We start from the raw sequence: 26,927 nt of genomic DNA, 5'->3' as shown, positions 1-26,927 counted from the left end.
TTCATACATACAGGTGCTCGATAGTTGATAAAGACGAAAAGACACAGAGGGTTACACATCTTCTTGCTAAAAACCTACGTATAACAAGAAAGCCTTCATCATATGAACTCATGTATATGTTGTAGGGGAGGGAATAATGTCGGAACAGCCATTTACGAATGCCTATACACAGCCTGAAACAGCCAACCATAACCTGTATAAAACATTACTGGTTGTGGAGGATGATCAGAGTATTGGCGAAACGATCATTCAAGTAATCGACAATGAAACCAGCTATCATGCCACCCTGGCGACAGATGCGCGTCAGGCACTGGAGATTATACAAAAAATCAAGCCCAACGGTATATTGTTAGATTACCAGTTACCCTATATGAATGGTATCCAATTTTACGATCGACTCCATGCGGTTGAGGATTATAAAGATATACCAATTATCTTGATGAGCGCCAATTTACCATACAAAGAAATTCAACAGCGCCAGATGCAAACGCTGAAAAAACCCTTTGAATTAGATGAGTTAGTTGAGGTCATTGAGCATTGCCTGGGAGAATAGCCACACTCCCTTGTGCAGCCATCTCGCTTTCTATAACCCATCACATAGACATTACGCCCTGCTGATCATACTTGAATGAGCATCTGCGTTTCGCTACTTCCGTCGATAAGCACGTATATTCTGCTGTATCTGCTGTAAGTGGAGCACATCATGCTCAACCCACTTTCCCACCTACTCCTCAACGGTAAAATGACCGTACTCAGGTTGATACCCTGCACGTAGCCACTCTTCATCACGGAGGATTTGCAAAATACCCAGACTGGCGGCACGCTGTATCGCAAAATCTTGCAGTAGCATAGAAATGGCATCGCGTGCGGTATTGCGCTGTTGATACCATTTTTTCTCATCATGGGCTGCAAGCGTTGGCTGCTCCTCCTCCACCATACGCTCCAGACGCGTACGCATCACAAACATCTCATCATCCACCAGATGGGCCAGTATCTCTCGAATACTCCAATCATCAGTCGCAGCTCGAAAATCTAATTCCGCCTCACTAAGACTGGAAGTCAAATCGGCTAATGCAGAGGGAGTCTGTTCAAGGGTAGCAATTAAGTGTGGATGGTTATTGTTCATTATGTTAGTGCCTGCCTTTTCCGCGTAAAATACAACATACATTTCAAAGCAATCATAGTAGCCATACTCTGGCAGCTTGATTTGCTTTATATGGTTGGTATGCAGTCAACTCTAGCATAGGTTCAGGCAGAAGTGTTAGTAAATCTTTTTGATAACTATCATCAAAAAGATTGAATTCATGTTTCTTCAGCTTTGCTAAAAGGCACATTCCCATGGAAGCAGGCTTCGCTGAGTCCGGGAGGCCAGATCAGCTTATCAATCACATGGACAACGCCATTAGCGGTCAGGATATCAGCATGGAGAATATGAGCATCTGCAACACGTATGTCAGCATCCAGCGTCACATGCAAAGGGAAACCAGACAACGTTTCTAACGTCACAGATCGAGGGCGCTCTCCCTGGTCGGCCATAAGCTTGAGTTCTGGTTCGCCATGGCTTTGCATAAACAAATCCTGCAAATCGTCAACACTCAACTTGAGTGGAACTATATGAAAATTTAGCAGCAGGCGCAATTTATCGATATCTTTCATCAGATCAAAAGGTGATTTCTCTTTTAGCGCGGAAAAAGCCTCGTCGGGTGGAGCGAACAAGGTAAAAAAGTCGGCATAGTCCTCAAGATCGTCCTCTAAACCACAGGCTCTGAGCAGACAATGCAAAGCATTGAACGTAAAGGGGGTGGTCCTGGCAAGCAAAATGTCGCTGATATCCCACATATGCATTCCCTTCTATGAGTATGTCTGAGGTTTACGTCTAAAACAGTATCGTGGCTCTCAGCCGCACGCGGGCACTAAAGCACCCATACTTCTTTTATGTTTCTGTTTTGTATACCAGTTGATCGCTACGCCAGGGGTTGATCGGGCGCATCCCTGGAGGTGGCTGTTTACGCATCGGGCCCGGTCGTGAGGTGGGCCAGATTGGATATATGGGTGTTCGCTCCTGCATGATATCGAGTGGGTGCAGCGGTATCACACTTAGTGGCGTATGTGTTTGAGGCGTATTCATGCTGTGCTCTCCGTATAATATCGCTATAAGAAATATGCAATTCGACCATTGATCCTAGCCATGCCACGTCTGAATCCAGTTAAATGGTGACAGAAAAATTGTTACTTCCGGCCATATAAAAAAAAAGAGACGGTAGGGCTCTGACGTTTAAAGTCAAAGCTCTACCGTTCATGGAAGCTATTCATAGCGAAGGATCGTTATGGGAGAAATTGATTGGTGTAGAGGGAGTCCAGATTCAAGCTAGTGACGGTCTTGCCATTGGCGTCCTTGACACCATTAGCGTGCAGAATAAATTGTGGATAGCCATGCCAGGCTGCGGCGTCCTGCTGTCCCCAGCGGCGACCTGTATCGGCATAACGCGAACTTAGATATTGCTGACTATCCATCACATAAGCCTGATCAGGAAATGTTCCTTTGGGGCCTCCTGCATCAATAATTTCGCCGCATCTTCAACATGTGTGCGCGCATATTCATAGCCACGTGCCGTCGCCCGCATAAACTTACGTAGCAGTTCCGGCTTCGCTTTAATCTCATTGGGACTGGCAATAAAGGTTGGCGTATAATAATCGGCAATGCCATATTTAACGATTGGAAAGGTCGTTAACGATAACCCCTGATGCTTCGCCTGAATCCCTTCAGCACCTTCAAAGATCCACACAAAATCAACACGATGGCTCTGCAACGCCTGCAAAGGATCGATGTCCAGCGTGACACTCTTGATGGTTCCTTTCCCACCATCCTGCTTGATAATCTGATCGATGACCGCCTCTTCATAAGGAGCTCCAAAGGCACCATAGGTCTTGCCATCCAGATCCCGAGGCCGCTTGATGCCAGAGCTGGCCAGAACAGCCAGGGAGGACGTATTATGCTGCGCAATCGCAGCGATCGAGACCGCTGGTTGACCAACTGCTGCATCCGAAACAACGGACTCGGTTGAACTGATACCGACATCGACCTTACCATTATTGACCAGTACATCAGGTGTCACATTAGAAGAATATGGTTGAATCTGGAGCGCAATCCCTTCGTCTTGATACCATTTCTTGGCCATGGCCACATAGACACCTGTATGGTTGGTATTTGGGGTCCAATCCAAAGCCAGTTTAAGCGGTGTCAGAGGTTGTTTGGTGGTGGTGGATTGCTCAGGCGCGTGACTGGCCTGCTGGTGGGCCAGATAAAGACCACCAACAATCAGGATCAGGAGCAACGGGATGCCAAAACTTAAAAATAAACGGGTACGTGATTTCATCAAGCTGAGTACCTTTCCTAATTAGGATTTTTGATTAGCGTTTTTGCCCAAAGCGTTGCTGCCAGGGCAGGGCAATATATTCAATCAATGAGACCAGCCCAAAGAGAAATAAGCTTAAGAGAGCGGTAACCACAATAGCCGCAAAGACCAGCACGATGGCGTTTGAGCTGGCCGATGTCTTCATGTAGAGTCCCAGGCCCTGTTCGGCCGCCACATATTCGCCGACAATCGCGCCGGTCACGCTATACGTGGCTGCAATCCGCAGGCCAGAAAAAAAGGATGGCAAAGCTCCAGGCAGGCGCACCAGCCACAGGGTCTGCCAGCGCGATGCACGCATGCTGTGCAATAGTTTCATCAACTCGGGATCTGTGCTGGCCAGTCCATCCGCACAGGCCACGGCGATCGGAAAGAAACAATATAGGGTTACCACAATAATCTTTGGTGTCAGGTCCAGACCAAACCAGATCACCAGCAGAGGTGCCAGTGCCACCATCGGGATGGTCTGGGAGGTAATCAGGAGCGGATAAACGGACTTGCGGATCCATGGAGAGAGATCCAATAATATTGCCAACCCGAGACCAAACACGGTCGCGATAGCCAGACCCAGTACCGTCTCCAGGCTGGTTTGCAAGGTATGGACCGAGAGCACATCCCAGTTATCTACTAATGCCTGCATTATCGCGATGGGAGCAGGCAGTAAATGGCTGTTAACCAGATTGGCCCGCACGACCAGTTCCCAGAGCAGAAAGATGGCGACAGTCAGTACCACGGCGGGTCCGTAACCAGCCAGACGTTTAAGACTCATAAGGGCTGCTCCTTCATCAGGAGTAAGATGAGTTCCTGCTCCAATTCCACGGCACGAGCCTCTGCCAGCATCTGCTGACGGCGCGGCCGTGGCAAATCTACATCCACGATGCGCAAGACAGAAGCCGGGCGCGCACTCAGTACATAGATACGATCCGATAACAGGATCGCTTCCCGGACATCATGGGTAATAAATAACACGCTTGAATGAAAGCTTTCCAGTAGATCCAACAACCACATCTGTAAAGTGATACGGGTCAGGGCATCCAGCGCCCCAAATGGCTCATCCAGCAGAAGAAAGGAAGCATTGAAGAGGATCGTACGCAGCAAAGCAATCCGCTGGCGCATCCCGCCGGAAAGAGTGGCAGGATAACTATCGGCAAATTCCAGCAAGCCAAAGCGCTTTAACAACTCATGGGCCTGCTGTCGCGCCTCTTTCTGCGGCACGCGGCGTACATCCAGACCCAGCATGACGTTCTCTTCAGCGGTCCGCCAGGGCAGAAGCAACGGTTGCTGGGGCATATATCCGACTTTGCCTGCCCGCTCACCCTGCCAATCCCCCTCAATCGCGACAGCACCCGTTGTCGGTGTATCAACGCCCGCCACAATATTAAACAGCGTACTTTTTCCACAACCGCTGGGCCCAATCAGCGAGACAAATTCTCCCTGCCCCACCGTCAGATCCAGCGGAGCCAGCGCCTCTAGCTGTCGGCGCCCGGCAGAAAATGTTCTGGTCACACCTTTGACGACCAGTTTCAAATCATCTTTTTGTGGGTCATGCATTATAGTTCCTCAACCCGGAATGACACCACCTCTTCTACATATCGGCTCAAGACATACAAAAAACCGCTACCCCGAAAACGAAGAGTAGCGGCTATCATATGTCTACCATGAGCCCAGAAAAACATAGCTTGACTGATATCCTGGACCGTAAGCAAACCGATATGCCACTTCCCTACGCTGGTATGATCCAGATCAGGTTCAAGGGTCAGTGACGCCGATATGCGTCTACTTCTCAGTCCGCGGACTCCCCTAGCAGCAAACATGCGTTATTCTATTGAGCAAATAATGTGCACGGAAATAGTGTTTGTGTCTGTATATGTAACGTGTGCTTTGAGTATACCGTATAAATACAGCTTTGTGAAGAGATTTCTACTGAATAGCAGGGCTTTCCAATTCTCGTTGCAAGCGGGGATGCAAGGGGCGGCCAGCCCCTTGCCGGAGCGCGAGGTGTCCTCGCATCTCCTCCCTCTTCTCCCGCCGCAGGCGGGACAAAAAGAGAATTGGAAAGCCCTGCATTGGCATACTTCCCTCTTGCACAGATAGCAGAACAATGGTATATTGCTTGTATGAGCAAGCAAAAAAATCAAGCTACGTCGTCAGAGACAGTACAAGAAACGCGCACACGCATTATTGCGGCTGCGTATAAAGTGCTGGCTGAAAAAGGCTATGAAGCCACAACGCTGAGAGAAATCTCAAAAGCGGCTGATGCGGCACCTGGACTGGTGCATTACTACTTTGGCGGCAAGGATCAACTCCTGGTTGAGGTGCTCAAAGCGGTCAGCGAACGTTATACGCGCACACCCGAGCAATTAATGCAGTCTACTGATACTCAGGATATGCTTCCCATGGTATTACAGCAACCAATAGATCAGATTATCGAGGAACCCGAATGGTATCGACTGCGGCATGAATTATTTGCGCTCGGATTACATAATACCTTGATGGCTCCGAAAGTTCGTGAGTTGCTGGCAGAGGGTCGGGAAAGTATTGCCATGTCGATCGAGAACACACTTGGAGCCACAACGGTTGAACCAACAATTCTTGCCACCATGCTACTTGCCTTCTTCGATGGCCTGGCACTCCAGAAGATCATGGATCCTGAGCTGGATATCAGCATGTTTGCGACGGTATTAGCGAACATCTTGCGCTCTTTTGAGCAGCATTAAAAATTTTTTACGCAAAAATTGCTTGCTTGAGCAATCATTTATAGAGGAGTAGACGTTATTACGATGCAAATTACCATTATTGCAGGAGGAAGTCGCGGAGATGTCCAACCTTATGTTGCTCTGGGAAGAGGATTAAAGCAGGCAGGACATACGGTACGTATCCTATCCTCCGATGATTTTCACGATCTGGTTACGGATTATGGGCTGGAGTTCTTTACGACAGGAGGTAGCGCAAAGGCCGTGGCCCAGCGTATGCAAAAGCTCTTAGAACAGGGCAAGATGCTCAAAATGCTCGCGCAGATGGGCCGGGCCTCCCAACAACAAGCCGTGCAAGCAGCCGAACAGGGACTGCTAGCCTGTCAGGACTCCGATCTTATTCTGGGCGGACTGGGTGGACTTTTTAGCGGCGTGGCGCTCGCAGAAAAACTGGATATTCCATTCATGCCCGCCTATTTAGTCCCGTTTACGCCCACCAGCGCCTTCCCTGGTGCATTAACGCCGCTGCCACAAACACCCATGACCAGATGGATCAACAAGCCATCCCATCGGCTGGCACAGCAAACAATGTGGCAGCCTTTCCGTGCAGCGGACAACAAAGCCAGGCGCCAGGTTTTACAACTCGCGCCAGGTTCATTCTGGGGACCGTTCGCCGCCCTGAAACGACAAAAACAACCAGTCCTCTACGGCTACAGCCCACAGGTTCTGCCAACTCCCGAGGATTGGGATGCGACACTGCATGTTACAGGCTACTGGTTTCTGGAACCACCAGATGGCTGGGAAGCGCCCATGGATCTACTGCATTTCCTCCAATCAGGTCCAGCGCCGATTTATATCGGCTTTGGCAGTATGATCAGTAGCAAACCAGAGGAGGCCGCCGATATCGCGCTGCAGGCCCTGGCACGTACAGGCCAGCGTGGTGTGCTCTATACGGGCTGGGGAAGATTAAAGAAAGAGCAGTTGCCGGAATCCGTGTTTATGACGGACTCCATACCCCATAGCTGGCTATTCCCTCAAATGGCGGCGGTCGTGCATCATGGAGGGGTTGGCACAACCGCCGCCGGACTGGCGGCGGGCGTTCCATCAATTGTCACGCCATTTTTCGCGGATCAGCCCTTCTGGGGACAACGCGTGTATGAATTGGGAGTCGGTCCCAAACCTATTGCGCGTCGGCGTCTGACCGCCGACAATCTGACTACAGCAATTGAAAGCGTGATGTCAGATGGAGAAATGAGAAAAAGAGCAGCCTCCCTCGGAGAACGCATTCGAGCCGAGAATGGCATCGCGCAGGCAGTGGCAATTATCGAGCAGAGTAGAAGTCAGGAAAGCAGATAAAGTAACCACACATCACAACCGTAAAGGCCGCGTGAGTCATATCACGCGGCCTCAGATCGCCTCGGAAAGTTGTATCTCCTCAAGTTTTTCCATCACCTGAACAGACAAGACATAATATTTTGGCCCATTCATTTGAATGGACTATACGAACAGCTATTGGCTGCCCATGGCGAAGTGATCACGCTAGAGATCCTGCGTGGTTCCGAACACCATCACATCCAACTGAGACCAATCAAGCCTTCCCACACATAGCAACTTACCGGCTTACATACTGTTATCAGCCAAAACGTAGTGTAAGTCGATCATCAAGTACAGCAGGTTTACGCGAGATGACTACTTGCAGATCATCGCGCCGTTCCACATCGTAATCCTGACTCGGAGCCACCGTTCGCGGACTGGCGATGGCAATCACGTCCTGGGATTGTGTCAGGCGGAACTCGATATCTTCATCATTGATCCCCACAATCTCAGCCGTAGAATAGGCGATACGAACATCACCGATCGCGAGATTCAGCGGCAACATCAGTCCCTCTCTGCGCTGTAGCTGTAACAAGCGACCATCAAAGAGGGGGGATCCATGTTCGAAGATGTGCAGTTCCTTGTCGAAACCATCCAGGTTCAGGATATGCAGAAATCTTTCACCTGCTTCTGAGGTTGAGCTGGTCATAAAAATACCATTGTGTTTACAATTGTGAGTCAGACCAGCCTGCGCCCCAAGTTTCTCCAGGATTGTCTGGAACACAGCAATGTGGCTGGGATAAGCCGCCGAGATCACTACCGCACGTCCCTGTCCAACCTGGATATCAAAGCCGCAGGCCTCGCCGGTGGTCGCCGCACGCAGGATTACCTTACCGCTCGCCGACTCAAAAAACTGAGCATACTGGGTACTTACCTCGGGACGCGGGGCCAGCCAGCCCTCGGCGCACAACGAGAGGTAATAATCTTGAGAAGCCCTGCGTGATCCTGCAGGCTTCAGACCCAGTGCATCAGCGAGTACGGTTTCCCGACCACCCTCCATATCGAACAACGGCACCTCGCCGTACAGCAGCACCTTGCCGCCCGCTTGCAGATACTGCACCAGTTTGCGCTGGAGCATTCCATCCATATATTTTGCCGAGGGCAAGACCAGCAATGGAGTAGTCTGGGGATCAAACTGCCGATTCTGGATATCCAGTGCGCCAAAACGATAGCCAGCAAGGAGCATAGACCTGCCCAATGCCTCCCATGCTTGCTTACCACGACCAGCTTCAAGATCCTTTACAATTTCGTTCACCCTGGCACTCGCTGGATAGTGGTATTCGGTCATGTAGTAGTCAGGGATGAAGGCGAAAGCCAACGCATCATGCTCCTCGTGCATACTTGCAAGCTTGTCAGCCACAGCAGAGATCGCCTTGTTGACATTTGCCAGCGGCCAGTACGAATAGCTGAGTTGGCCTTCAGGGTTCACCGGAGCCGCAAAGCCGTGACGCTCGCCGGTAAAGGCAATACGATTGTTGCCATCATTAACAGCCTCTGAGAGCAGGGAATTAGTGCCTCCAGAGAAAAGGTAGTAGTTGAGTAAGCGGTTCCCCTGAGCGATACACATACGAGCCTTAAAACTTACAGCCGCAGGATCATGTCGAACACTGTTGCTATCCATATAATCACCACTGCCGCACTCGAATTCCACCGAAGCTAACGGCTGCTCAGGCCTGTTGCTAGCAGCCATAAACGCGTTCATCAGGTAGAGATCCTGGAAATTCCCGATCTGCAGATCACCAAGATAGTGATCCGAACCAGAGATATATCCCGCATCCTGCGTATACGCCTCATAAAGCTGACTGATACCGATTGGATACGTGTGACCCCGGCCTGCATCGGTGCCATGAATATTAATAATAAACGGCACATGAGTAACCCCGAACTCTTCAGCGTAGTTGCGCAGAATAGCAATATAGCGCGCAAAACGCTCCCGCATATAATAGCCAAGGTCGTGCAGCAGTTCGGCAGCGTATTCCTCTCCTGGGGAACGTAATCCTGCCACGCGTGCCTGAGCATCATCAAGTCCGAAAGGATAGCGCGTCTGCAGCGTTTGGGAATCATAATGCCGCTGCAGCCAGCCAGCAAAGTCGGCCAGCAAATAGTCGCTGAGGTCGGGACTGTTACTGACCCAGGAAAGCATTCCGACTTCGTTATCGAGTTGCACCGCGATGATGTTACCACCGTTGTCATGCAGACGAGGGGCTATCACCCGCATGACATGGCTATACCATTGATGGGCTTCCCGCAAAAAAGCCGGAGCCAGATAGTCAACCGTACGCGTAGGTATCGGTCGTCCGTCCCAACCAGCCGCGACAATTTCCGGATGCTTGCTATAAATCCAGTGGGGGAGTCCTTCGTTTTTCATCTCGGCCATGATGAAAGGTCCGGGACGCACGATGAAATACAGACCATTCTGTTTGCACAGATCGATAAATCCACCCAGGTCCAATTCCGAGCGGGTCTTCCCTTCCAGATCAACCTGACCGGAAGATGGCTCGTGGCACAACCAGGGCACATAGGAAGCAACAGCGTTACAACCAGCATCCTTCAACTTATCGATGCGATCTTGCCATTCCTCACGTCTGAGGCGGAAATAATGGATCTCGCCTGCGAGAATGATGCAAGCCTTGCCATCTATCAGAATCTGCCTGTCTTTGATCTCAATCAACAGCTGCCTCCTTGAACCCTTTGATGAAATAAGTCTTTATCTCGCCTGTGTATTCACCACTGAATATTCGCTACGAATAGTTGAGTTTGACATATCTCATCAAGTGATGGTAATCTATTTTCAATGAAAAAAGTATAGCCGGGGGTCTGTAGAAATGTCAAGCAGTAAGGCAAACAGTCAAAGTGGACTGGTTCGCACCGGCAACCGCGACTTCATGAAGGAGATTAATCTAAGCATTGTGATTAATCTCATCAGGAGTCGGGGGCCATTATCACGCACCGATATCGCTCATAGTTCCGGTCTCAGCCAGGGAGCTGTGTCAGGTCTGACTGGCGAATTACTTGCCACAGACTTTATCCGCGAGATAGGCGGAGGCCAATCCAAGGGCGGCCGTTCCCCGGTGCTTCTCATCATTAATCCTCTTGCAGGCTTTGTTGTGGGCGTCAAGCTCACCGAGCAATCAATAGTCGCCGTGCTTACCGATATGGAAGCAGCGATTGTGCATTGCACGACTACGCTGGCAACCAGCTTGCGAGATCCTCAAACCGCCATCGAGACGATTATACAGACGGTAGAAACGACGATTGAAGAGTCAGACGTGCCCAGATCAAAGGTGATCGGCGTCGGTATCGGTCTGGCTGGAATGATTGATAGCCAGGAATCCGTCTGTTGCTATTCACCAATCCTTGGCTGGCGGCAAGTACAACTAGCTCAACCGATCGAACAGCGCTTGCAGTTGCCCGTGTATATCGAAAATGACGTCAACGCCCTGACGATCGCCGAGCATTGGTTTGGTGAGGGTCGTGGCCTGCCACATTTTCTGGTCGCCACTATCGGGCGCGGTATCGGCATGGGGATTGTAGCTAACGGCCAGATCGACCGTGGAGCCATGGGCGGCGCGGGCGAATTTGGGCACATCACCATGCAACCGGGCGGACCTCAATGCGGCTGCGGAAAAGCTGGCTGTCTTGAGGCTCTGGCTGCCGATCAGGCGGTCGTCCGGATGGCCTGTGAGGCGCTGGCTGCTGGTAAACAAACTTCCATGCAGTGGGCGGCTCAAGATCCCAGCCAGTTAACCTTCGATCATGTTGCTCGGGCTGCCAGTGAGGGCGATACCGTGGCTCTGGCGATCTTAAATGAAGCTGGTCGCTGGTTAGGCCTTGGCCTTTCTTATCTCGTCAATCTGCTTAATCCGCAGCTCATAGTGCTATCCGGTGAGGGAACGCGAACCGGCGATGCTCGCCTGGAGGCCGCCAGCCAGATGATGAAACAACATATTTTCGACCAACTGGACAAAGGCCTCGAACTGATAGTTAAACCACTGGATGAGGAGGCCTGGGCCAGGGGTGCCGCGTGCGTGGTGTTAAGCGAAGTATTCAAACATCCAATCAACCGCGACACCCGTGCAGGTCTGCTGGGGGTCGTTTAACCTGGAGAGTGCCTGGTAGTCTGCCAGACATCATGTGCTGGGGAGGTGGGGATGCTAGCGAGCATGCCGGGGGCATGATCAAGCGGCGAGCCCCTTGACGGGGGGCTCGGAGGCTGTGCCCCCGGCATCTCCCCCCATCCCGCCCGCGTAGCGGGCACACAACCCATCACACGATGTTTGACAATGTACTAGTCTACCGGCTGACAGGTCAGCAGTGCTAACACGGCAAGCCAGCCAGGAAGAAAGAATACAGGAAAGGGGGTGAGGCTCAGGACACACTACTTACAGTTAAAGATGCGATATTTTCAATTTTAGGAAGAGCAAGCATCTAGATATCCTTATAAATCGTACATACATTATTGAGTATAGCTCGATGTCGAAAGAGCTCAAATTAGTTCAAGGTAAAGGTAAACGTGATGGACAGACAACGCCGTTTATTTTCCCTCACATCTCTACTGCTGCTGCTGTTAGTAATTGTCTCAGCGTGCGGAAATTCTCAAAATCAGGGAAATGCCAAGCAGCCCGCGGGCGGTAACGGTATGATCGAGACCCTTAATGGTGGCGCCTTCGGTGGCGGCTCCAATCCACAGGTCAACTACAATCCTTTTTCGGCCACTGCATTAATACCTATCAATGCAGGCTATGTCTATGAGCCCCTCATGGTTGAGGACACTTACTCCTGCCATGTAAACCCCTGGCTGGCCACTGACTATAAGTGGCAGGATGCAAAGACGCTCGTTTTCACTCTCCGTGATGGTGTGAAGTGGAATGATGGTCAGGCTTTTAGCGCCGATGACGTCGTCTTTACCATGAATCTGATCCATAAGTTCCCTGCCCTCGACACCAACGGACTCTGGACCAGCCTGAATACAGTCACAGCCCAGGGCAATCAGGTTACCCTCAAATTCAAAACACCCTCTGTGGCAATGTTTGAGAAAGTTATTAAGCAGGATATCGTTTCCAAACACGTCTGGGAAAAAGTCAGTGATCCAGTAAAGTACACCGACGAAAAACCAATCGGAACCGGACCATTCCAGGTTGAGAGCTTTAACCAGGAACAGCTGGTACTCAAACGCAATCCGAGCTACTGGCAGGCCGATAAGATCAAGGTCGCACATCTGGTCTTCTCTAAGGAAGAGGTTAATCAAGTTGAAGACCTCAAACTGGTACGCGGCGGGTATGACTGGAACGCCATATTCATGCCTGACATCCAGAAAGCCTATGTAGCCCGAGATCCAAACAATAATCACTACTGGTTCCCGGCTGGCGGCGAAATCTCGCTCGGTATGAACCTGACCAAGGCGCCTTACAACGATCCTGAATTCCGCCATGCGATGGCATATGCGATTAATCGCGATCAAATCTCCCAGAAGGCCGAGTTCGGCTATGTTAAATCCGCCAGTCAGAGTGGTCTGTCGGTCCCAGGTCAGGAAAGTTTCCTGCCCAGTAACATGCCCAACAAAGGTATCTTCACCTACGATCAAAAGCAGGCCCTGGATATCCTTACAAAAGCTGGCTACAAAAAGGATAGCAGTGGCAAGATCCTGGGCAAAGATGGTAAGCCCATTAATATCACTTTCCTGGTACAGAACGGCTGGACTGACTGGATTCAGGCTGCTCAGATCGTTCAGAGTAACCTCAGCGCCATGGGCTTTACGGTAAACGTACAGACACCTTCACCCGATATTGTTGAGTCACAACGCGCAGCCGCGAACTATGACATGATCTTTAGTGTGCATGGTGGCTCCTGTAGCATGTACGAGAATTACGAGTATCTCGATAGCCGCTCACTCCCAACTGTGAACTATATTCACTATAAGAATCCAGCAGCCGATAAGTTGCGCGATCAACTCCAGCAGGCTGTAACTCCTGATGAGCAGAAAAAGGTTGTGGCTCAACTGGCCCAGTTAAGCTACGAGCAATTCCCCGATGTCCCGCTGTGGTATGGAGCAAACTGGTTCGAGTTCAGTACAAGGAAGGCTGTTGGCTGGCCCGATTCCAACAATCCATACTGTAAACCTGCTGACACGCTGCTTATGCTGACCCATTTAAGACAAAACACGAATAGCCAACCCGGCAAGTAGTGGTCTGAGGGGTGCGCGCATCCGTGCGCATCCCTCTCTGATATTCAGTCCATGTGCGACTGGATTGTAGATTGTCTTACGGCGTGATAACCCATATCACGCCACCCTATTGGGAGGAGGGAACCCACAATGCGCTACTTTATTCGGCGCTTCCTGTTTTTTCTGCTGACATTGTGGACAGCAGTCACCTTGAATTTTATTATTCCACGCCTGGAGCCCGGGGATCCCGCCGAAGATATTGTGCGGCGCCTCGCCGGCCAGAATAAGCCCATCGATCCGGCTCAGTTGCACGCGATCCGCTTGATGCTGGGCATACCGGGCGGCAACATCTTTCAGCAGTATATAGACTATTTGAATCTGTTGTTTCACGGACAGTTTGGTGTCTCTTATACCTATTTTCCGTATCCAGTAACCACACTGATCGGTCAATCTATCATGTGGACCGTGGGACTGGTGCTCACCACCAATATTATTGGCTTTATCGCTGGCAATCTTCTGGGTGCCTTCGCAGCCTGGAAGCGGAATAGTATTTTCGATTCCTTTGTCAGCGTTGGACTGAGCTTTGTTGGTACGCTGCCCTATATGTGGATCGCACTGGTGTTGCTCTTTATCTTTGCCTTCCAACTCCAGTTGTTACCGATGGGTGGTGGTTTCAGCGAGACCTCCACACGGCAAATGAGTTGGGGCTACACCCTGGACATCATGCAGCACGCGTTGCTGCCCGCGCTCTCGATTCTGATTACCGGACCCATCGGCTGGATTATGGGTATGCGCAATAACATGGTACAGACCCTCCGCGAGGATTATACCCGGCTGGCCATCGCCAAAGGGCTGAAACCCTGGAAGGTGGCTCTGCTCTACAGCGCCCGCAACGCGATCCTACCCAACGTTACCGGCTTTGCTATGTCACTGGGTGGCATTATGGGTGGTGTGGTATTAGTTGAATCCATCTTCAACTATCCTGGTATGGGCCGACTCTTTTTCGAGGCGGTTGGTAACCGTGATTACCCATTAATGCAGACCATCCTTCTATTCACCATTGTGGGCATGCTGCTGGCTAACCTGCTTGCGGATTTCGTGGTCGGCTTGCTCGATCCACGAGTGCGAAAGGGGAAAAACTAAATGGATACGCAAGATCACAATCTGAAAGAGCCCCTGGAACAAGAAGGACTCACAGTCACGCAAGGAGTAACCACCGCAGTTCCAGAGCCTCCAATCCTCGAACCTGAGGATGATGACGTTGTGCCCCAACAAGCGCGGGCCAAGCGTCACGTACCGGAGTGGTTCGAGGTAATATGGAGTAATCGTAAAGCACGAGTCGGACTGATTCTACTGCTCTTCTTTATTCTGGTCGCGATCTTTGCCAATGTGCTCGCGCCGTATAGTCCCACTGATATCAGTTTTGGGCCTTCTCAAATGCCTGATTCACAACACTGGCTGGGCACGACACAGGCAGGACAGGATGTGTTCTCGCAGCTTATCTACGGCACTCGTACCTCGCTGATCGTAGGAGCTCTGGGCGGAGGGCTAGCCACGATCATCGCTCTGGTGATTGGTATGGTGGCTGGCTATATGGGTGGGATCGTGGATGAGATTCTCTCGTTCTTCATTAATCTCGGTCTGGTAGTTCCCGCACTACCATTAATGGTCACAGTAGCCGCCTATTCGCCGGTAAAGGGACCAACTATTATCATTCTGGTCATCGGCTTAACAGGCTGGGCCTGGGGCGCGCGCTTCAAACGCTCACAGGTACTGACATTACGCGTGCGTGACTACATCACCTCTGCTCAGTTCGCTGGAGACGGCACTTTACGGATAGTATTCCGCGAAATTCTGCCGAATATGTTGTCGCTAACCGTCCTCAGTTACATCAGCGCAGCCATTGGTGCCATCGGTGCCGAGGCCGGTCTGGAATTTCTGGGTGTCGGCGACCCAAGCACAATCAGCTGGGGCATGATGCTGTACTGGGCCAACAATGGTGGAGCAATGATCACCGGTCAGTGGGCCTGGCTGGTAGCTCCTGGTCTGGCACTGGCCGCGATCACCAGTTGCTTGATGCTGATTAACTTCGGCGTTGACGCACTGAGTAATCCACAACTACGAGAGGAGTAGCACCATGGCTCTGCTTGAAGTCGAGAATCTTGACGTAACTTATGCCACAAAGCAGCGCCCGCCCCTATTCGCGGTGCGCAACGTCAACTTTGAGCTCAATGCTGGAGAATTTGTCGGGCTGGTCGGCGAGTCTGGCAGTGGCAAGTCCACGCTGGGCAACGCCATCCTGAAATTGCTGCTCCCGCCTGGACGCATCACCGCTGGAAGCGTGCGCTTTGAAGGCAAAGAATTGACAACCCTACCCGACGAAGAATTACGCCAGATGCGCTGGCGCGACTTCTCTACGGTATTCCAGAGCAGTATGAACTCCTTGAATCCTGTCACCAGGATCGAGGCGCAGTTCCAGGATGTGATGGCGGAGAAGTCCGACCTGAGCAACTCACAGATCCATGACCGGATCGGTGAGCTGCTACAGATGGTCAAGATAGATCCTTCTTTCATGCGCTATTATCCACATGAATTATCGGGTGGCATGAAACAACGAGTAGCGCTGGCATTGGCCCTGGCACTGAAACCCAAGCTGGTCATCCTTGACGAGCCCACAACCGGCCTGGATGTGCTGGTGCAAAAAGAGATCATGCACAACTTGCGCACCTTGCAGCGCGAGCAAGGTTTCGCTGTCCTGCTGATCAGCCACGACCTGGGCACGGTACTGGAAGTATCCGACCGGGTGCTGGTCATGTATGCAGGAGAAATGGTTGAGGATGCGCCAACCCATGGCATGCTCAAGCATCCCATCCATCCCTATACCCACGGTCTGCTCGGCTCCTATGCTGATCCAGCGGCCGAAGAGGTCGAGATCAGCTACATTCCAGGTCGGCCACCCGACCTGACACGGGTCCCTAAAGCCTGCCCCTATGCACCCCGCTGTCCTGAGGCAATCCCGCTCTGCCGGCAAGCCAAGCCCCAGTTACTACCAATGTGGGACGGCAAGGCCGCCTGCCATGTTGCCCAGATGCAATGGAATGATGAACAGCATAATCACACCAGGCATTCAGAAGAAGGACCGAAATTGCTCGATGCAGCGTTCTCTGAAGCAACATCGCATAAGGCCATGAAGCTGGAAGGCGAAGAGGTCCTGCGGGTCGAAAATGTGAGCAAGACCTACCAGCGCAGAGCAGGTTTCAAAACGACATCCATGAACGCAGTCAACGATGTCTCATTCAATCTGCGGTCAGGAAAAGTGACTGGATTAGTGGGCCAGAGTGGTAGTGGCAAAACAACAATTGCCCGTATGATTACGGGCACCGAATATCCAACCAGTGGAGCCATATGGTTTGGCGAAACCCGCGTGGACAAGCTCAAAGGACGCGGTATTCACAACTATCGGAAACACGTGCAGTATGTTTTCCAGGATCCGTTTTCGGCCCTGAATCCGGTTCATACTATCCAGTATCTGTTGATGCGCCCCTTAATGAACTATGGCAAACTCAATGCAGCGCAGGCCCGCCAGAAGGTACGCGAGTTGCTGGAGACCGTCGGACTAACTCCCGCCGAGCAGTTCGAGACCAAGATGGCCCATCAATTGTCAGGTGGACAGCGCCAGCGCGTGGTTGTGGCCCGCGCACTGGCTCCTGATCCGGATATCATCATAGCCGACGAGCCAATCTCGATGCTGGATGTGTCGATCCGCGCTGAGATCCTGCAACTACTCGACAAACTGGTGCGTGAACGCAAGATTGCTATGCTCTATATCACCCATGACCTGCTGAGTGCCCGTCTCCTCTCGGACGAGATACTGGTACTCAATCAAGGACATGTGGTGGAACAGGGAGCAGCCAAAACAGTAATTCGCCAACCTACAAACGAGTACACACAGTTGCTGCTTGAGGCAATACCCAGGCTCGAACGTCCAGATCACGTTCGGGCAAGTTATGTTCCGACTGCTGAGCCAACCAAAGTGCAAGTAGATGCGTCACCCGTATCCGAGGAATAAGATCACCGAAGATTTAAGAATAACGATATAAAAAAAGAGCCAGGTTGCTTTGCAGCAATCTGGCTCTCAACATACATTGAAAATGTATTCTTTTGGGTCCGCTGGCTTACGCGCTCACTACCTCTTCGGCGTGAACAACGATCTTGCCATCTTCGACCACTAAGCGTGCCTGCTGACCACTGGCCATGGTTCCATCCAGGATGGCGTCGGCCAGGGCATCATCGACGTAGCTCTGGATGGCACGGCGTAATGGACGTGCTCCATACTCTTCGTCGAAGCCCACTTCCAGCAGGAAGTCACGGACGATATCATCAACACTCAAGGTAATATTCTGCTCCTGCAAGCGCTGTCGCACCTGATCGAGCATCAGGTCAACAATCTGGTACAGATTCTCACGATCCAGCGTGTGGAAAACCACAATCTGGTCGATACGGTTGATGAACTCCGGCCGGAACGCCTGCTTCAAGCCTTCCATCGCCTTGGAGCGCATCACCTCATGCTGCTCATCTCTGGCATCATCACCCTTGCGATTATTAAAACCCATGTTGACGGCACGTTTGAGATCGGCGCTACCAGCATTACTGGTCATGATCACCACGGTATTCTTAAAGTCTACCGTGCGTCCCTGACCATCGGTCAGACGACCATCATCCAGGATCTGCAACAGGGAGTTGAAGACTTCAGGATGAGCCTTCTCGACCTCGTCCAGCAGGATCACGCTATAGGGTCGGCGGCGTACCTGCTCGGTGAGCTGTCCACCATCATCATGACCGACATAGCCCGGAGGGCTCCCGAACAGACGTGAGACGGTATGTGGCTCCATGTATTCCGACATATCCATACGGATCAGATGGTCCTCACCTCCGAAAAGTTCGGCGGAGAGTGCTTTCGCTAGTTCGGTCTTACCAACACCGGTCGGTCCCAGGAACAGGAAGGAACCAATCGGACGTTTGGGATCTTTCAGTCCGGCACGTGAGCGGCGGATCGATTTTGCCACCGCCGTAATCGCCTCATCCTGACCAACGACACGCTGGCGTAGATCAGTTTCCAGCGACAACAGGTTCGTACGCTCACTGTCCAGCATCTGTGTCACGGGCACACCGGTCCACAACTCAACAACCTGCGCGATCTGCTCAGGCGTCACCAGCAAGGAGACGCTGGCGTCACCGCTCTTACGAGCTCGCTCCAGTTTGCGCATCACGACCAGTTCTTGTTGACGCAAGCTGGCAGCCTGCTCATAGTCCTCAGCTTCAGCCGCCGCCTCTTTTTGTTCCTGTACATGCGCCAGCTCTTTTTCCAGCGCGGTCGGACTGACCAGGCCTTTTTCGTCAGCTTCCAACACCATGGCGGAACCAGCCTCATCCATCACATCGATGGCTTTATCCGGCAGGAAACGATCATTGATATAACGATCAGAGAGCTTGACCGCGGCTTCGATGGCTTCATCGGTAATGCTGACCCCATGATGGTCCTCATAATGTGGACGCAACAGGTGCAACATCTGGATGGCTTCTTCCACCGAAGGCTCATCTACTTTCACCGGCTGGAAGCGGCGCTCCAGCGCGGCATCTTTCTCGATATGTTTGCGATACTCATCCAGCGTGGTGGCACCGATACAGCGCAGTTCGCCACGGGCCAGGGCTGGCTTGATCATATCCGCGGCACCCACGGAACCTTCAGCAGCACCGGCTCCTACAACGCTATGGAGTTCGTCGATAAAGACGATGGTATCGGGCGCGTCGCGCAACTCTTCCAGAATAGATTTGATGCGCTGCTCAAACTGACCACGGAACATCGCTCCGGCGATCATACCACCGATATTCAGCGAAACAATACGTTTATTGCGTAACGTGGCTGGCACATCACCACTCTGAATTTTACGGGCCAGGCCCTCAACAATGGCGGTTTTACCCACGCCCGGCTCACCGATCAGGACCGGATTATTTTTCTGGCGACGGCCCAGAATGGTGATCATACGGCGCAACTCACGTTCCGGCCAGCAGCTGGATCGTCAGTCTCATGATTGCTGATCTAATTTGCGGCTGCTTCATCGGTCAGTCGCGACCATACTGATCAAGGGTGGGCGTCTTACTGTGCTTGTTTTGTTTTTCAGCGGTAGCTGTATTGACTCCACCGGCACGAGCGGCCGAGGCGAAAGATTTATCATTATTCGCAGCAAAACCAAAGGGAGCACCGGCGAAATCAGAATCACCGAGACCGCCCGTCTGGTTCAACTCACTCATTAATTCTTCTACGCAGCTCTGGCAAAGGAAATGGGATTCACGTTTTCCATTCACCATTGCTTCAACGCGAACCTGGGCAGGATTTTTCTGACAGCGTTCACACTTCATGAAATTATATGCTCCTCACTTTTATATTTGCGGCGGAAATCTCGATTTTGGGATCTCCACGAGATTATGTAACAGGCAATGAATAAAGAGTAGGGCTGATTTCTTAGCCCTCACACCAGATTTTTCTATTGCTTATTCATTTATTTATAACTATTGACATAAAAGGTTTATTCCCATTTTTAGCACTCTTATAATAAGATTGCCAGTTGGTTATGATAACAGCCGGCTTCAAACAATTATTCCATTTTTGAATGAGTTCATGGCATATTTAATTTTATTGGGCTACGACCTCCCGCCTGTGGCGCTCGCTTGTGTTTGTGTAGGAAAAAGTTGTCCATGGAGTTAGTTCGCGAGCCACTTTCTATGTTGTACGCACAAATATGAAATCTGGATGTAGTGCTAACCCAAACGGCTGCAAATAGCAACGAACGAGAAAGCAGATGCAACTTTCTCGTTCGCCTTAAACTACAAGGATATTTTTAATGGCTGAGTCAGATTACGCCAGGACAGACGCTGCTGCCTGCACGATAATCTTGCCATCAACCATGGTCAACTGAGCCTGCTTGCCACTGGCAATGGTTCCATCCAGGATGGCGTCGGCCAAAGCATCATCGACGTAGCTCTGGATAGCACGGCGCAGTGGACGTGCTCCATACTCTTCGTCGAAGCCGACTTCCAGTAAGAAGTCGCGCACCTCGTCATTGACGAGCAGTTCGATCTGTTGCTCCTGCAAGCGCTGCCGCACCTGATCGAGCATCAGGTCAACGATCTGATACAGATTCTCACGATCCAGCGTGTGGAAAACCACAATCTGGTCGATACGGTTGATGAACTCCGGTCGGAACGCTTGCTTCAAGCCAGCCATAGCCTTGGAGCGCATCACCTCGTGCTGCTCAATTTTAGCTTCCTCGCCCTTACGAGTATTGAAGCCCATGTTGACCGCACGCTTGAGATCGGCGCTACCAGCATTACTGGTCATGATCACCACGGTATTCTTGAAGTCCACCGTACGTCCCTGACCATCGGTCAGACGACCATCGTCCAGGATCTGCAACAGGGAGTTGAAGACTTCAGGATGTGCCTTCTCAATCTCGTCCAGCAGGATCACGCTATAGGGTCGGCGGCGCACCTGCTCGGTGAGCTGTCCACCATCATCATGACCGACATAGCCCGGAGGGCTCCCAAACAGACGTGAGACGGTATGTGGCTCCATATATTCCGACATATCCAGCCGGATCATGTGCTCCTCACCACCGAAAAGTTCGGCGGAGAGAGCCTTCGCCAGTTCGGTCTTACCAACACCGGTTGGTCCCAGGAACAGGAAGGACCCGATCGGGCGTTTGGGATCTTTCAGTCCGGCACGTGAGCGGCGGATCGATTTTGCCACGGCCTTGATCGCCTCGTCCTGACCAATCACACGCTGGCGTAGATCAGTTTCCAGGGTCAAGAGATTCTTGCGCTCACTATCCAGCATCTGTGTCACAGGTACACCGGTCCACAGCTCAACCACCTGCGCGATCTGCTCAGGAGTGACCAGTAAGGAGAACGTTGTCTCCGACTCAGAGCGAGCCTTTGTGAGCTTCTCCAGCGTCAACAACTCCTGCTGACGTAGTTTAGCCGCCTGCTCATAATCCTCAGCCTCAGCCGCCGCCTCTTTCTGTTCCTGCAGTTCCGCCAACTCTTTTTCCAGTGCGGATGGGCTGGCCAGACCTTTTTCGTTGGCCTCCATGACCATAGCGGAACCGGCCTCATCCATCACGTCGATGGCTTTGTCGGGCAAGAAACGATCACTGATATAGCGATCAGAGAGCTTGACTGCAGCTTCGATAGCTTCATCGGTAATGCTGACCCCATGGTGCTCTTCATAATGCGGACGCAACAGGCGCAACATCTGGATCGCCTCGTCTACCGAAGGCTCATCCACTTTCACCGGCTGGAAGCGACGCTCCAGTGCGGCATCTTTCTCGATATGTTTGCGATACTCATCCAGCGTGGTGGCACCGATACAGCGCAGTTCGCCACGGGCCAGGGCTGGCTTGATCATATCCGCAGCGCCCACCGAGCCTTCTGAAGCACCAGCGCCCACGACGGTATGTAACTCGTCGATAAAGACGATGATCTCAGGAGCATTGCGCAACTCTTCCAGAATGGCTTTGATACGTTGCTCAAACTGACCACGGAAAGAGGCACCGGCAACCATGTTACCCATGTTCAACGAGATAATCCGTTTCCCACGTAGATTAGCCGGCACATCGCCGCTATGAATTTTGCGGGCCAGGCCCTCAACGATGGCGGTTTTACCCACGCCCGGCTCACCAATCAGGACCGGATTGTTTTTCTGGCGACGACCCAGAATGGTGATCATACGGCGCAACTCACGTTCCCGGCCGGCAGCTGGATCTAATTTGCCAGCGGCTGCCTCACCGGTCAGGTCACGACCATATTTATCCAGAGTAGGCGTTTTGCTTTGCGTCTCCTGACGCTCAGCGGTCGCAGTATTCACACTATTAGCGCGTGCAGCAGCAGCAGAAGAAGTATTGTTACCATTGGTATTAAAACCAAAGGAGCACCCGAAGTCTCGGGACCATCAAAACTATCAGCCTGCTCCATTAGACGCATCAGTTCATCAACACAGGACTGACAGAGGAAATGGGATTCACGGCGTCCCTCTACCATCTGATCAACGCGGACCTGGGCGGAATTCTTTTGACAGCGTTCACATTTCATAATTTACGTATGCTCCTGCTTCTTTATTCTATAAAAAGAGAATCAACTTCTTGCCGACTCCCCGGTGGAGGTTCTTGTTGTTTTCGCTTTTAGCTTCACTAGCAAATCCTGTCAACTTTCTGGCAGTCTCACTAATTGATTGCTAATTCATTTATAATAACGATGATCGCGACCTTTTTATTCCCACTTTTAGCATTCTCTTTGCGAGATTGCTAATCACCTATAATAACACGTTCCTGAATACACTTATTCCCATATTTAGCAATTCCAATCGTCGAGTGCTAAACCGGTAATCACAGACACAGAACAACAGCATTGACGGTCAAAAATTGCAGCGGATGAGCCAGCACGTGCGTGTATAAAAGAATGTGGTGTATAGTAGTAACAGACAGGGAATGCTGATGATTTCCCTTGTAGCGAGAAAGGAACAGCTTTTGAGTACACACGACTTAGGAAGACATGTGGTGGAACTCCACGAAGAAGGGATGCTCGCAATCACAGGTGAAGGGGTACGTATCACCTTCGCACCTCACGAGGCCCTCGATTTTCTGCATTGGCTCAACCAGCATAAAAGAACATTAGAAAAAATCGCCAGAAGCCATGTTGATTACGAAGTTCCCGACATACTACGGGAAGAGACCAGTGCCCCACTCACCGAGAGTGCTGACGATCGAGAACTCCCTGTAGATGAGCCGTAATCTATTAGGAAGGCGCATCTTCCAGCGGTTATTTCTCCAGGCTAAAAGATTGCCAATGGGTTACAATAAGAGAGAATTACGTTAACGGAGAGAGATTTTTCTCTCTCGTTCTCTATCTTTCTACTTTTATAGTTAGATATAGATAGACAAATGCGCACCCATAAATTCATAGTCAAGGAGAATTGGCACGATGCCCATAGACCAACCCAACAGCACACGCCGTCTTTCGGTTTCTACCTGGAGCTTGCACCGCACGCTGGGAGACTACGCCGTCTACGGTCCTGACACAAAAGAACCATCCTCATTAAACAATACAGATAAACATGGACAACTGACACTTTTAGAATTACCGGCACGGCTGGCGGCCTTTGGTATTTCAACCCTGGAGATCTGCCATTTTCATCTCCCCAGCTTAGATGCAGGCTATCTCAAAGAATTGCGCTCTACCTTGCAACATGAGCGGGTGGAACTCTTCTCACTCTTGATCGATGAAGGCGATATTACGCATCCCACCAATGGTGATCGCGATCAGGACTGGATACGTTCCTGGCTAGAAGTTGCGGGTCAGTTAGGGGCAAAGCGCTCCCGCGTCATTGCCGGAAAAACCTCTCCGACCGGAGCCAATCTACAAAATAGCATCCACCGACTACGCCAGCTGGCTGATTATGCAGAAGAACAGGGCGTACGCCTCATGACGGAGAACTGGTTCAGCCTGCTATCGCAGCCAGTAGCCGTCCGCACCGTATTTGAACAACTCAATGAACGCATCGGACTCTGCTTCGACTTTGGCAACTGGTCTGGCCCCACCAAATATGAAGCCCTGACCTCAATCGCGCCCTATGCCGAGTCCTGCCATACGAAAGCTCACTTCTCGGACAATGACGAGATCGATAAAGATGATTACATTCGCTGCCTTGAAATCACACGCGCCGCAAACTTCTCAGGTCCCTACACATTAATTTATGACGGCCCCAATCCAGATGAATGGGATGGCCTGCAGCGAGAAAAAGAGATCGTGGCACCCTATATCCAGGCATAGCCGCATATCCGTATAAAGTATATATTGCCAGCAAGCTAGCTGAGACAACCGCTTACCTGATTTGTGGGAAGGGAGCGTCTTCTTGCTGATGTCCACATCTCAGCATTGCTCACACCTGCCAGCTATCCCAACCAGCGCAGAGCAAGCATTGCGACGATAGTACAACCTATTGCAGAGAGAGAGAAAGATTCATCGTATGAATACGACCGAAACACCAGACACGATATTAGCAGCAGGAACGCCTGCACCAGATTTCACCTTGCCAGCCGGACCCGGCAAAAAAGTGTCGCTACACGACTTCCGCGGTCAACCCGTGGTCCTGGTCTTTTATCCAGCCGACTGGAGTCCTGTCTGTGGAGATCAGGTAGCTTTATATAATGAGATCCTGCCCGAGTTTCAGAACTTTAATGCGCAGCTACTGGGTATTTCTGTAGACAGCCTCTGGTGCCACAAAGCTTTTACCGAACACAAAAACCTGCAATTCCCCTTGCTGGCAGACTTTGAACCCAAGGGTCAGATTGCCAGACAATATGGTGCCTACCGTCAGAATGATGGGATTACCGAGCGGGCACTGTTTGTGATTGATGAGAAAGGAATGATTAGCTGGAGCTATCTCTCTTCTCCAGGGGTAAATCCCGGTGCCGATGGTATCCTTTCAGCACTTGACGAACTCGCAGGACACGAACCACACACAGACAAAATGATTGTGCCCGTTAACGCACATGACCACGCCCAGGGGCCAGCCACAGCACCCGTTACGCTGGTAGAATATGGCGATTACGAGTGTCCGGATTGCGGAGATGCTTATCCTGTGGTCAAAGAGCTACAGAAACGTCTGGGAGACAAGCTGCGCTTTGTCTATCGCAACTTCCCGTTGAACCACCAGCATCCACACGCGCAGCACGCCTCCGAAGTGGCCGAAGCCGCCGGTGACCAGGGAAAATTCTGGGAAATGCATGATCTGCTATATGAAAAACAGCAGCAACTTGAGGATGCGCAACTGCTACAGTATGCAGACCAACTCGGCCTGGATAGAGCAAAAATTCAGCAAGCACTGGATAATCATACCTATACCTCACGCATCAAAGAAGAAATCAGTAGCGGTACACGCAGCGGTGTCAATGGTACCCCGACCTTCTTCATCAATGGTCAGCGCCACAACGCAGCTTACGATGTCGAGACCCTGCTAGCTGCCATCAACAAAGCCCTTGAAGCCAAAAATTAAACAAATGTATAGGGAAGGGGTACGGGCTATGCCTTGCCCCTTCCAACGTCTAAGCTCCAGGTAACTCTTCAAACCCATTCAGCAGGCGTGTCAGCAGGTCGTATAAGGTATCTTTTTCTGTGGGCGATAGCGGCGCGAAGGATTGTGCGAGCACCTCATTGACTACTACATGACCTTTGCTCAGGAACTCCTCTCCGGCAGGCGTGAGGCGATGGCGTAGTGCTCGCCCGGGTCCGCTGACTCGATTGATCAACCCATGAGCCACCAGCCGGCCAGCCAGAGCACCAAAAGATTGATCGGTCTGAAAGGTCAGTTGCGCAAGCCGGTGTGACGAGGCATCAGGATGCTGACCAATCGCACGTAGCGCGTCCCACTGCACCAGTGTAATTCCCAACTGCAGCAGTTTTGTATCGAGCGCGCGGTGGTGACGATACTGCAAACGTTTAACGGCCTGGCCCAGATTTTCAAGTGCGACACCCATGAATGTTCTCTCTTTCTTCAATTTGCAAACATCTTTATAAATATCCTTATATACACTTGTTTATATAAACATATTGTGTTATAATCACCATACAAGCTTGTTTATATAAACTTGCTTATATAACTATAGCAGTTCTGGAGTGGATACTGCAAACGCCCTCCCTCCTTGAGGAGTCGGAGCGTGGTTCGTGTCATATCTCAGCGCTCAACAGCAAAGAAAGAAAGGATTTTTTCATGAGTATCACCGTAGTCAAACCAGGAGAAGGACGTACGATTCCTCTCGGTCCCATTCAGATGGTGGTCCAGGAGGATGGGACGCAGACACGGGAAACATTGGGCATCGCTGAATTTGACGTGCCTCCTCATACTTCTGGGCCGGCACTGCATATTCATCATGCGCATGAAGAGGGCTTTTACATCCTCGAAGGAGAACTGGAGTTTCTGACAGAGCAACAGACCGTGCGGGCCAGTCAAGGGACATTAGTGATGGTACCCATTGGATCCGTCCATACCTTCCGCAATCCGACTGACAAACCAGCTCGCTTCCTCAATACTTTTACGCCGCCATTCTATATTGGCTACTTTGAAGAAATGAGCAAACTCATTCAGACAGATGGTGCTCTCGATCCACACCAGGCTGCTGAATTGATGGCACGCTACAAAACAGAGGTTGTCTCTTCGTAAGTTATTGTTTC

General features: G+C 51.2%; 22 protein-coding genes, 2 pseudogenes and 1 riboswitch. Of the genes and pseudogenes, 13 read left to right on the top strand and 11 right to left on the bottom strand.

All coding sequences use genetic code 11. The annotated features are described in order from the left end of the window. The first annotated feature begins 136 nt into the window (after window positions 1–136). Window positions 137–553 (top strand): response regulator, encoded by a 417-nt coding sequence (locus KDW_RS25705; protein WP_151758785.1) that lies wholly within the window; start codon window positions 137–139, stop codon window positions 551–553. Window positions 554–724: 171 nt separating this feature from the next. On the opposite strand, the gene KDW_RS25700 is transcribed toward KDW_RS25705, so the two are convergent. From KDW_RS25700 to KDW_RS25670, 7 genes are all read right to left on the bottom strand, one after another. Continuing rightward, a complete protein-coding gene (locus KDW_RS25700) occupies window positions 725–1,126 on the bottom strand; it encodes a DinB family protein (RefSeq protein WP_162005608.1) in 402 nt (133 codons plus the stop codon). A 176-nt stretch (window positions 1,127–1,302) separates the two neighbouring features. Next, window positions 1,303–1,839 (bottom strand): fasciclin domain-containing protein, encoded by a 537-nt coding sequence (locus KDW_RS25695; protein ID WP_162005607.1) that lies wholly within the window; start codon window positions 1,837–1,839, stop codon window positions 1,303–1,305. A gap of 94 nt (window positions 1,840–1,933) precedes the next feature. Next, window positions 1,934–2,128: a hypothetical protein gene (locus KDW_RS25690; protein WP_151758782.1), complete on the bottom strand. Its 195-nt coding sequence runs from the start codon at window positions 2,126–2,128 to the stop codon at window positions 1,934–1,936. 197 nt (window positions 2,129–2,325) lie between these two features. Further along, the gene (locus tag KDW_RS25685; RefSeq protein WP_151758781.1) at window positions 2,326–2,514 is read right to left on the bottom strand and encodes a hypothetical protein; all 189 of its coding nucleotides are present in this window, start codon (window positions 2,512–2,514) and stop codon (window positions 2,326–2,328) included. Next, window positions 2,514–3,377, bottom strand: a complete 864-nt coding sequence (locus tag KDW_RS25680) for an ABC transporter substrate-binding protein (RefSeq protein WP_151758780.1) — start codon at window positions 3,375–3,377, stop codon at window positions 2,514–2,516. The genes KDW_RS25685 and KDW_RS25680 overlap by 1 nt, the downstream gene beginning before the upstream one ends. 34 nt (window positions 3,378–3,411) lie before the next feature. Further along, window positions 3,412–4,182, bottom strand: coding sequence for an ABC transporter permease (locus tag KDW_RS25675; protein WP_151758779.1), 771 nt, complete (start codon window positions 4,180–4,182; stop codon window positions 3,412–3,414). After that, a complete protein-coding gene (locus tag KDW_RS25670; protein WP_151758778.1) occupies window positions 4,179–4,964 on the bottom strand; it encodes an ABC transporter ATP-binding protein in 786 nt (261 codons plus the stop codon). The genes KDW_RS25675 and KDW_RS25670 overlap by 4 nt, the downstream gene beginning before the upstream one ends. A 152-nt stretch (window positions 4,965–5,116) precedes the next feature. Continuing rightward, a riboswitch (TPP riboswitch) is annotated at window positions 5,117–5,225 on the bottom strand. Between the two features lie 305 nt (window positions 5,226–5,530). Between KDW_RS25670 and KDW_RS25665 the strand changes: the two genes are divergently transcribed. Further along, the gene (locus KDW_RS25665) at window positions 5,531–6,130 is read left to right on the top strand and encodes a TetR/AcrR family transcriptional regulator (protein WP_151758777.1); all 600 of its coding nucleotides are present in this window, start codon (window positions 5,531–5,533) and stop codon (window positions 6,128–6,130) included. A 63-nt stretch (window positions 6,131–6,193) separates the two neighbouring features. Further along, window positions 6,194–7,462, top strand: a complete 1,269-nt coding sequence (locus KDW_RS25660) for a glycosyltransferase (protein WP_151758776.1) — start codon at window positions 6,194–6,196, stop codon at window positions 7,460–7,462. Between the two features lie 277 nt (window positions 7,463–7,739). On the opposite strand, the gene KDW_RS25655 is transcribed toward KDW_RS25660, so the two are convergent. Continuing rightward, window positions 7,740–10,151 carry a beta-galactosidase gene (locus tag KDW_RS25655; protein ID WP_151758775.1) on the bottom strand — a complete coding sequence of 804 codons (2,412 nt, stop codon included), beginning with the start codon at window positions 10,149–10,151 and terminating at the stop codon, window positions 7,740–7,742. A gap of 154 nt (window positions 10,152–10,305) precedes the next feature. On the opposite strand from KDW_RS25655, the gene KDW_RS25650 reads away from it, so the two are divergent. The 5 genes from KDW_RS25650 (at window position 10,306) to KDW_RS25630 (ending at window position 17,712) form a co-directional block, all read left to right on the top strand. Then, window positions 10,306–11,580: an ROK family protein gene (locus tag KDW_RS25650; RefSeq protein WP_151758774.1), complete on the top strand. Its 1,275-nt coding sequence runs from the start codon at window positions 10,306–10,308 to the stop codon at window positions 11,578–11,580. 416 nt (window positions 11,581–11,996) lie between these two features. Continuing rightward, window positions 11,997–13,664: an ABC transporter substrate-binding protein gene (locus KDW_RS25645; protein ID WP_151758773.1), complete on the top strand. Its 1,668-nt coding sequence runs from the start codon at window positions 11,997–11,999 to the stop codon at window positions 13,662–13,664. A 129-nt stretch (window positions 13,665–13,793) separates the two neighbouring features. After that, window positions 13,794–14,786 carry an ABC transporter permease gene (locus KDW_RS25640; protein WP_151758772.1) on the top strand — a complete coding sequence of 331 codons (993 nt, stop codon included), beginning with the start codon at window positions 13,794–13,796 and terminating at the stop codon, window positions 14,784–14,786. Then, window positions 14,787–15,776 carry an ABC transporter permease gene (locus KDW_RS25635; protein WP_151758771.1) on the top strand — a complete coding sequence of 330 codons (990 nt, stop codon included), beginning with the start codon at window positions 14,787–14,789 and terminating at the stop codon, window positions 15,774–15,776. Between the two features lie 4 nt (window positions 15,777–15,780). Further along, window positions 15,781–17,712 (top strand): ABC transporter ATP-binding protein, encoded by a 1,932-nt coding sequence (locus KDW_RS25630; RefSeq protein ID WP_151758770.1) that lies wholly within the window; start codon window positions 15,781–15,783, stop codon window positions 17,710–17,712. Between the two features lie 106 nt (window positions 17,713–17,818). Here KDW_RS25630 and KDW_RS25625 read toward each other — a convergent pair. Both KDW_RS25625 and KDW_RS25615 read right to left on the bottom strand, forming a co-directional pair. After that, a pseudogene (locus tag KDW_RS25625) lies at window positions 17,819–20,063 on the bottom strand (ATP-dependent Clp protease ATP-binding subunit). 496 nt (window positions 20,064–20,559) lie between these two features. Next, window positions 20,560–22,566, bottom strand: coding sequence for an ATP-dependent Clp protease ATP-binding subunit (locus KDW_RS25615; RefSeq protein WP_151758767.1), 2,007 nt, complete (start codon window positions 22,564–22,566; stop codon window positions 20,560–20,562). Window positions 22,567–23,224: 658 nt separating this feature from the next. Here KDW_RS25615 and KDW_RS25610 point away from each other — a divergent pair. The 4 genes and pseudogenes from KDW_RS25610 (at window position 23,225) to KDW_RS36160 (ending at window position 25,752) form a co-directional block, all read left to right on the top strand. Continuing rightward, on the top strand, window positions 23,225–23,488 hold the full coding sequence (locus KDW_RS25610) for a hypothetical protein (RefSeq protein WP_151758766.1): 264 nt from the start codon (window positions 23,225–23,227) through the stop codon (window positions 23,486–23,488). A gap of 190 nt (window positions 23,489–23,678) precedes the next feature. After that, a complete protein-coding gene (locus KDW_RS25605) occupies window positions 23,679–24,527 on the top strand; it encodes a sugar phosphate isomerase/epimerase family protein (protein WP_233097908.1) in 849 nt (282 codons plus the stop codon). 196 nt (window positions 24,528–24,723) lie between these two features. Continuing rightward, window positions 24,724–25,203: pseudogene (locus KDW_RS36165) on the top strand (redoxin domain-containing protein); the annotation flags it as partial. A 24-nt stretch (window positions 25,204–25,227) separates the two neighbouring features. Continuing rightward, the gene (locus KDW_RS36160; RefSeq protein ID WP_151759076.1) at window positions 25,228–25,752 is read left to right on the top strand and encodes a DsbA family protein; all 525 of its coding nucleotides are present in this window, start codon (window positions 25,228–25,230) and stop codon (window positions 25,750–25,752) included. A gap of 49 nt (window positions 25,753–25,801) precedes the next feature. Here KDW_RS36160 and KDW_RS25590 read toward each other — a convergent pair whose 3' ends face one another. Continuing rightward, on the bottom strand, window positions 25,802–26,233 hold the full coding sequence (locus tag KDW_RS25590) for a MarR family winged helix-turn-helix transcriptional regulator (RefSeq protein WP_151758765.1): 432 nt from the start codon (window positions 26,231–26,233) through the stop codon (window positions 25,802–25,804). Between the two features lie 233 nt (window positions 26,234–26,466). Here KDW_RS25590 and KDW_RS25585 point away from each other — a divergent pair, with 233 nt between their 5' ends. Then, the gene (locus KDW_RS25585; RefSeq protein WP_151758764.1) at window positions 26,467–26,916 is read left to right on the top strand and encodes a cupin domain-containing protein; all 450 of its coding nucleotides are present in this window, start codon (window positions 26,467–26,469) and stop codon (window positions 26,914–26,916) included. The last annotated feature ends 11 nt before the right edge of the window (window positions 26,917–26,927 follow it).

It is taken from the genome of Dictyobacter vulcani, from assembly GCF_008974265.1.
Taxonomy (GTDB): domain Bacteria; phylum Chloroflexota; class Ktedonobacteria; order Ktedonobacterales; family Ktedonobacteraceae; genus Dictyobacter; species Dictyobacter vulcani.
The sequence above is the reverse complement of the archived record's forward strand: the minus strand, read 5'-3'. Positions and strand labels throughout refer to the sequence as shown.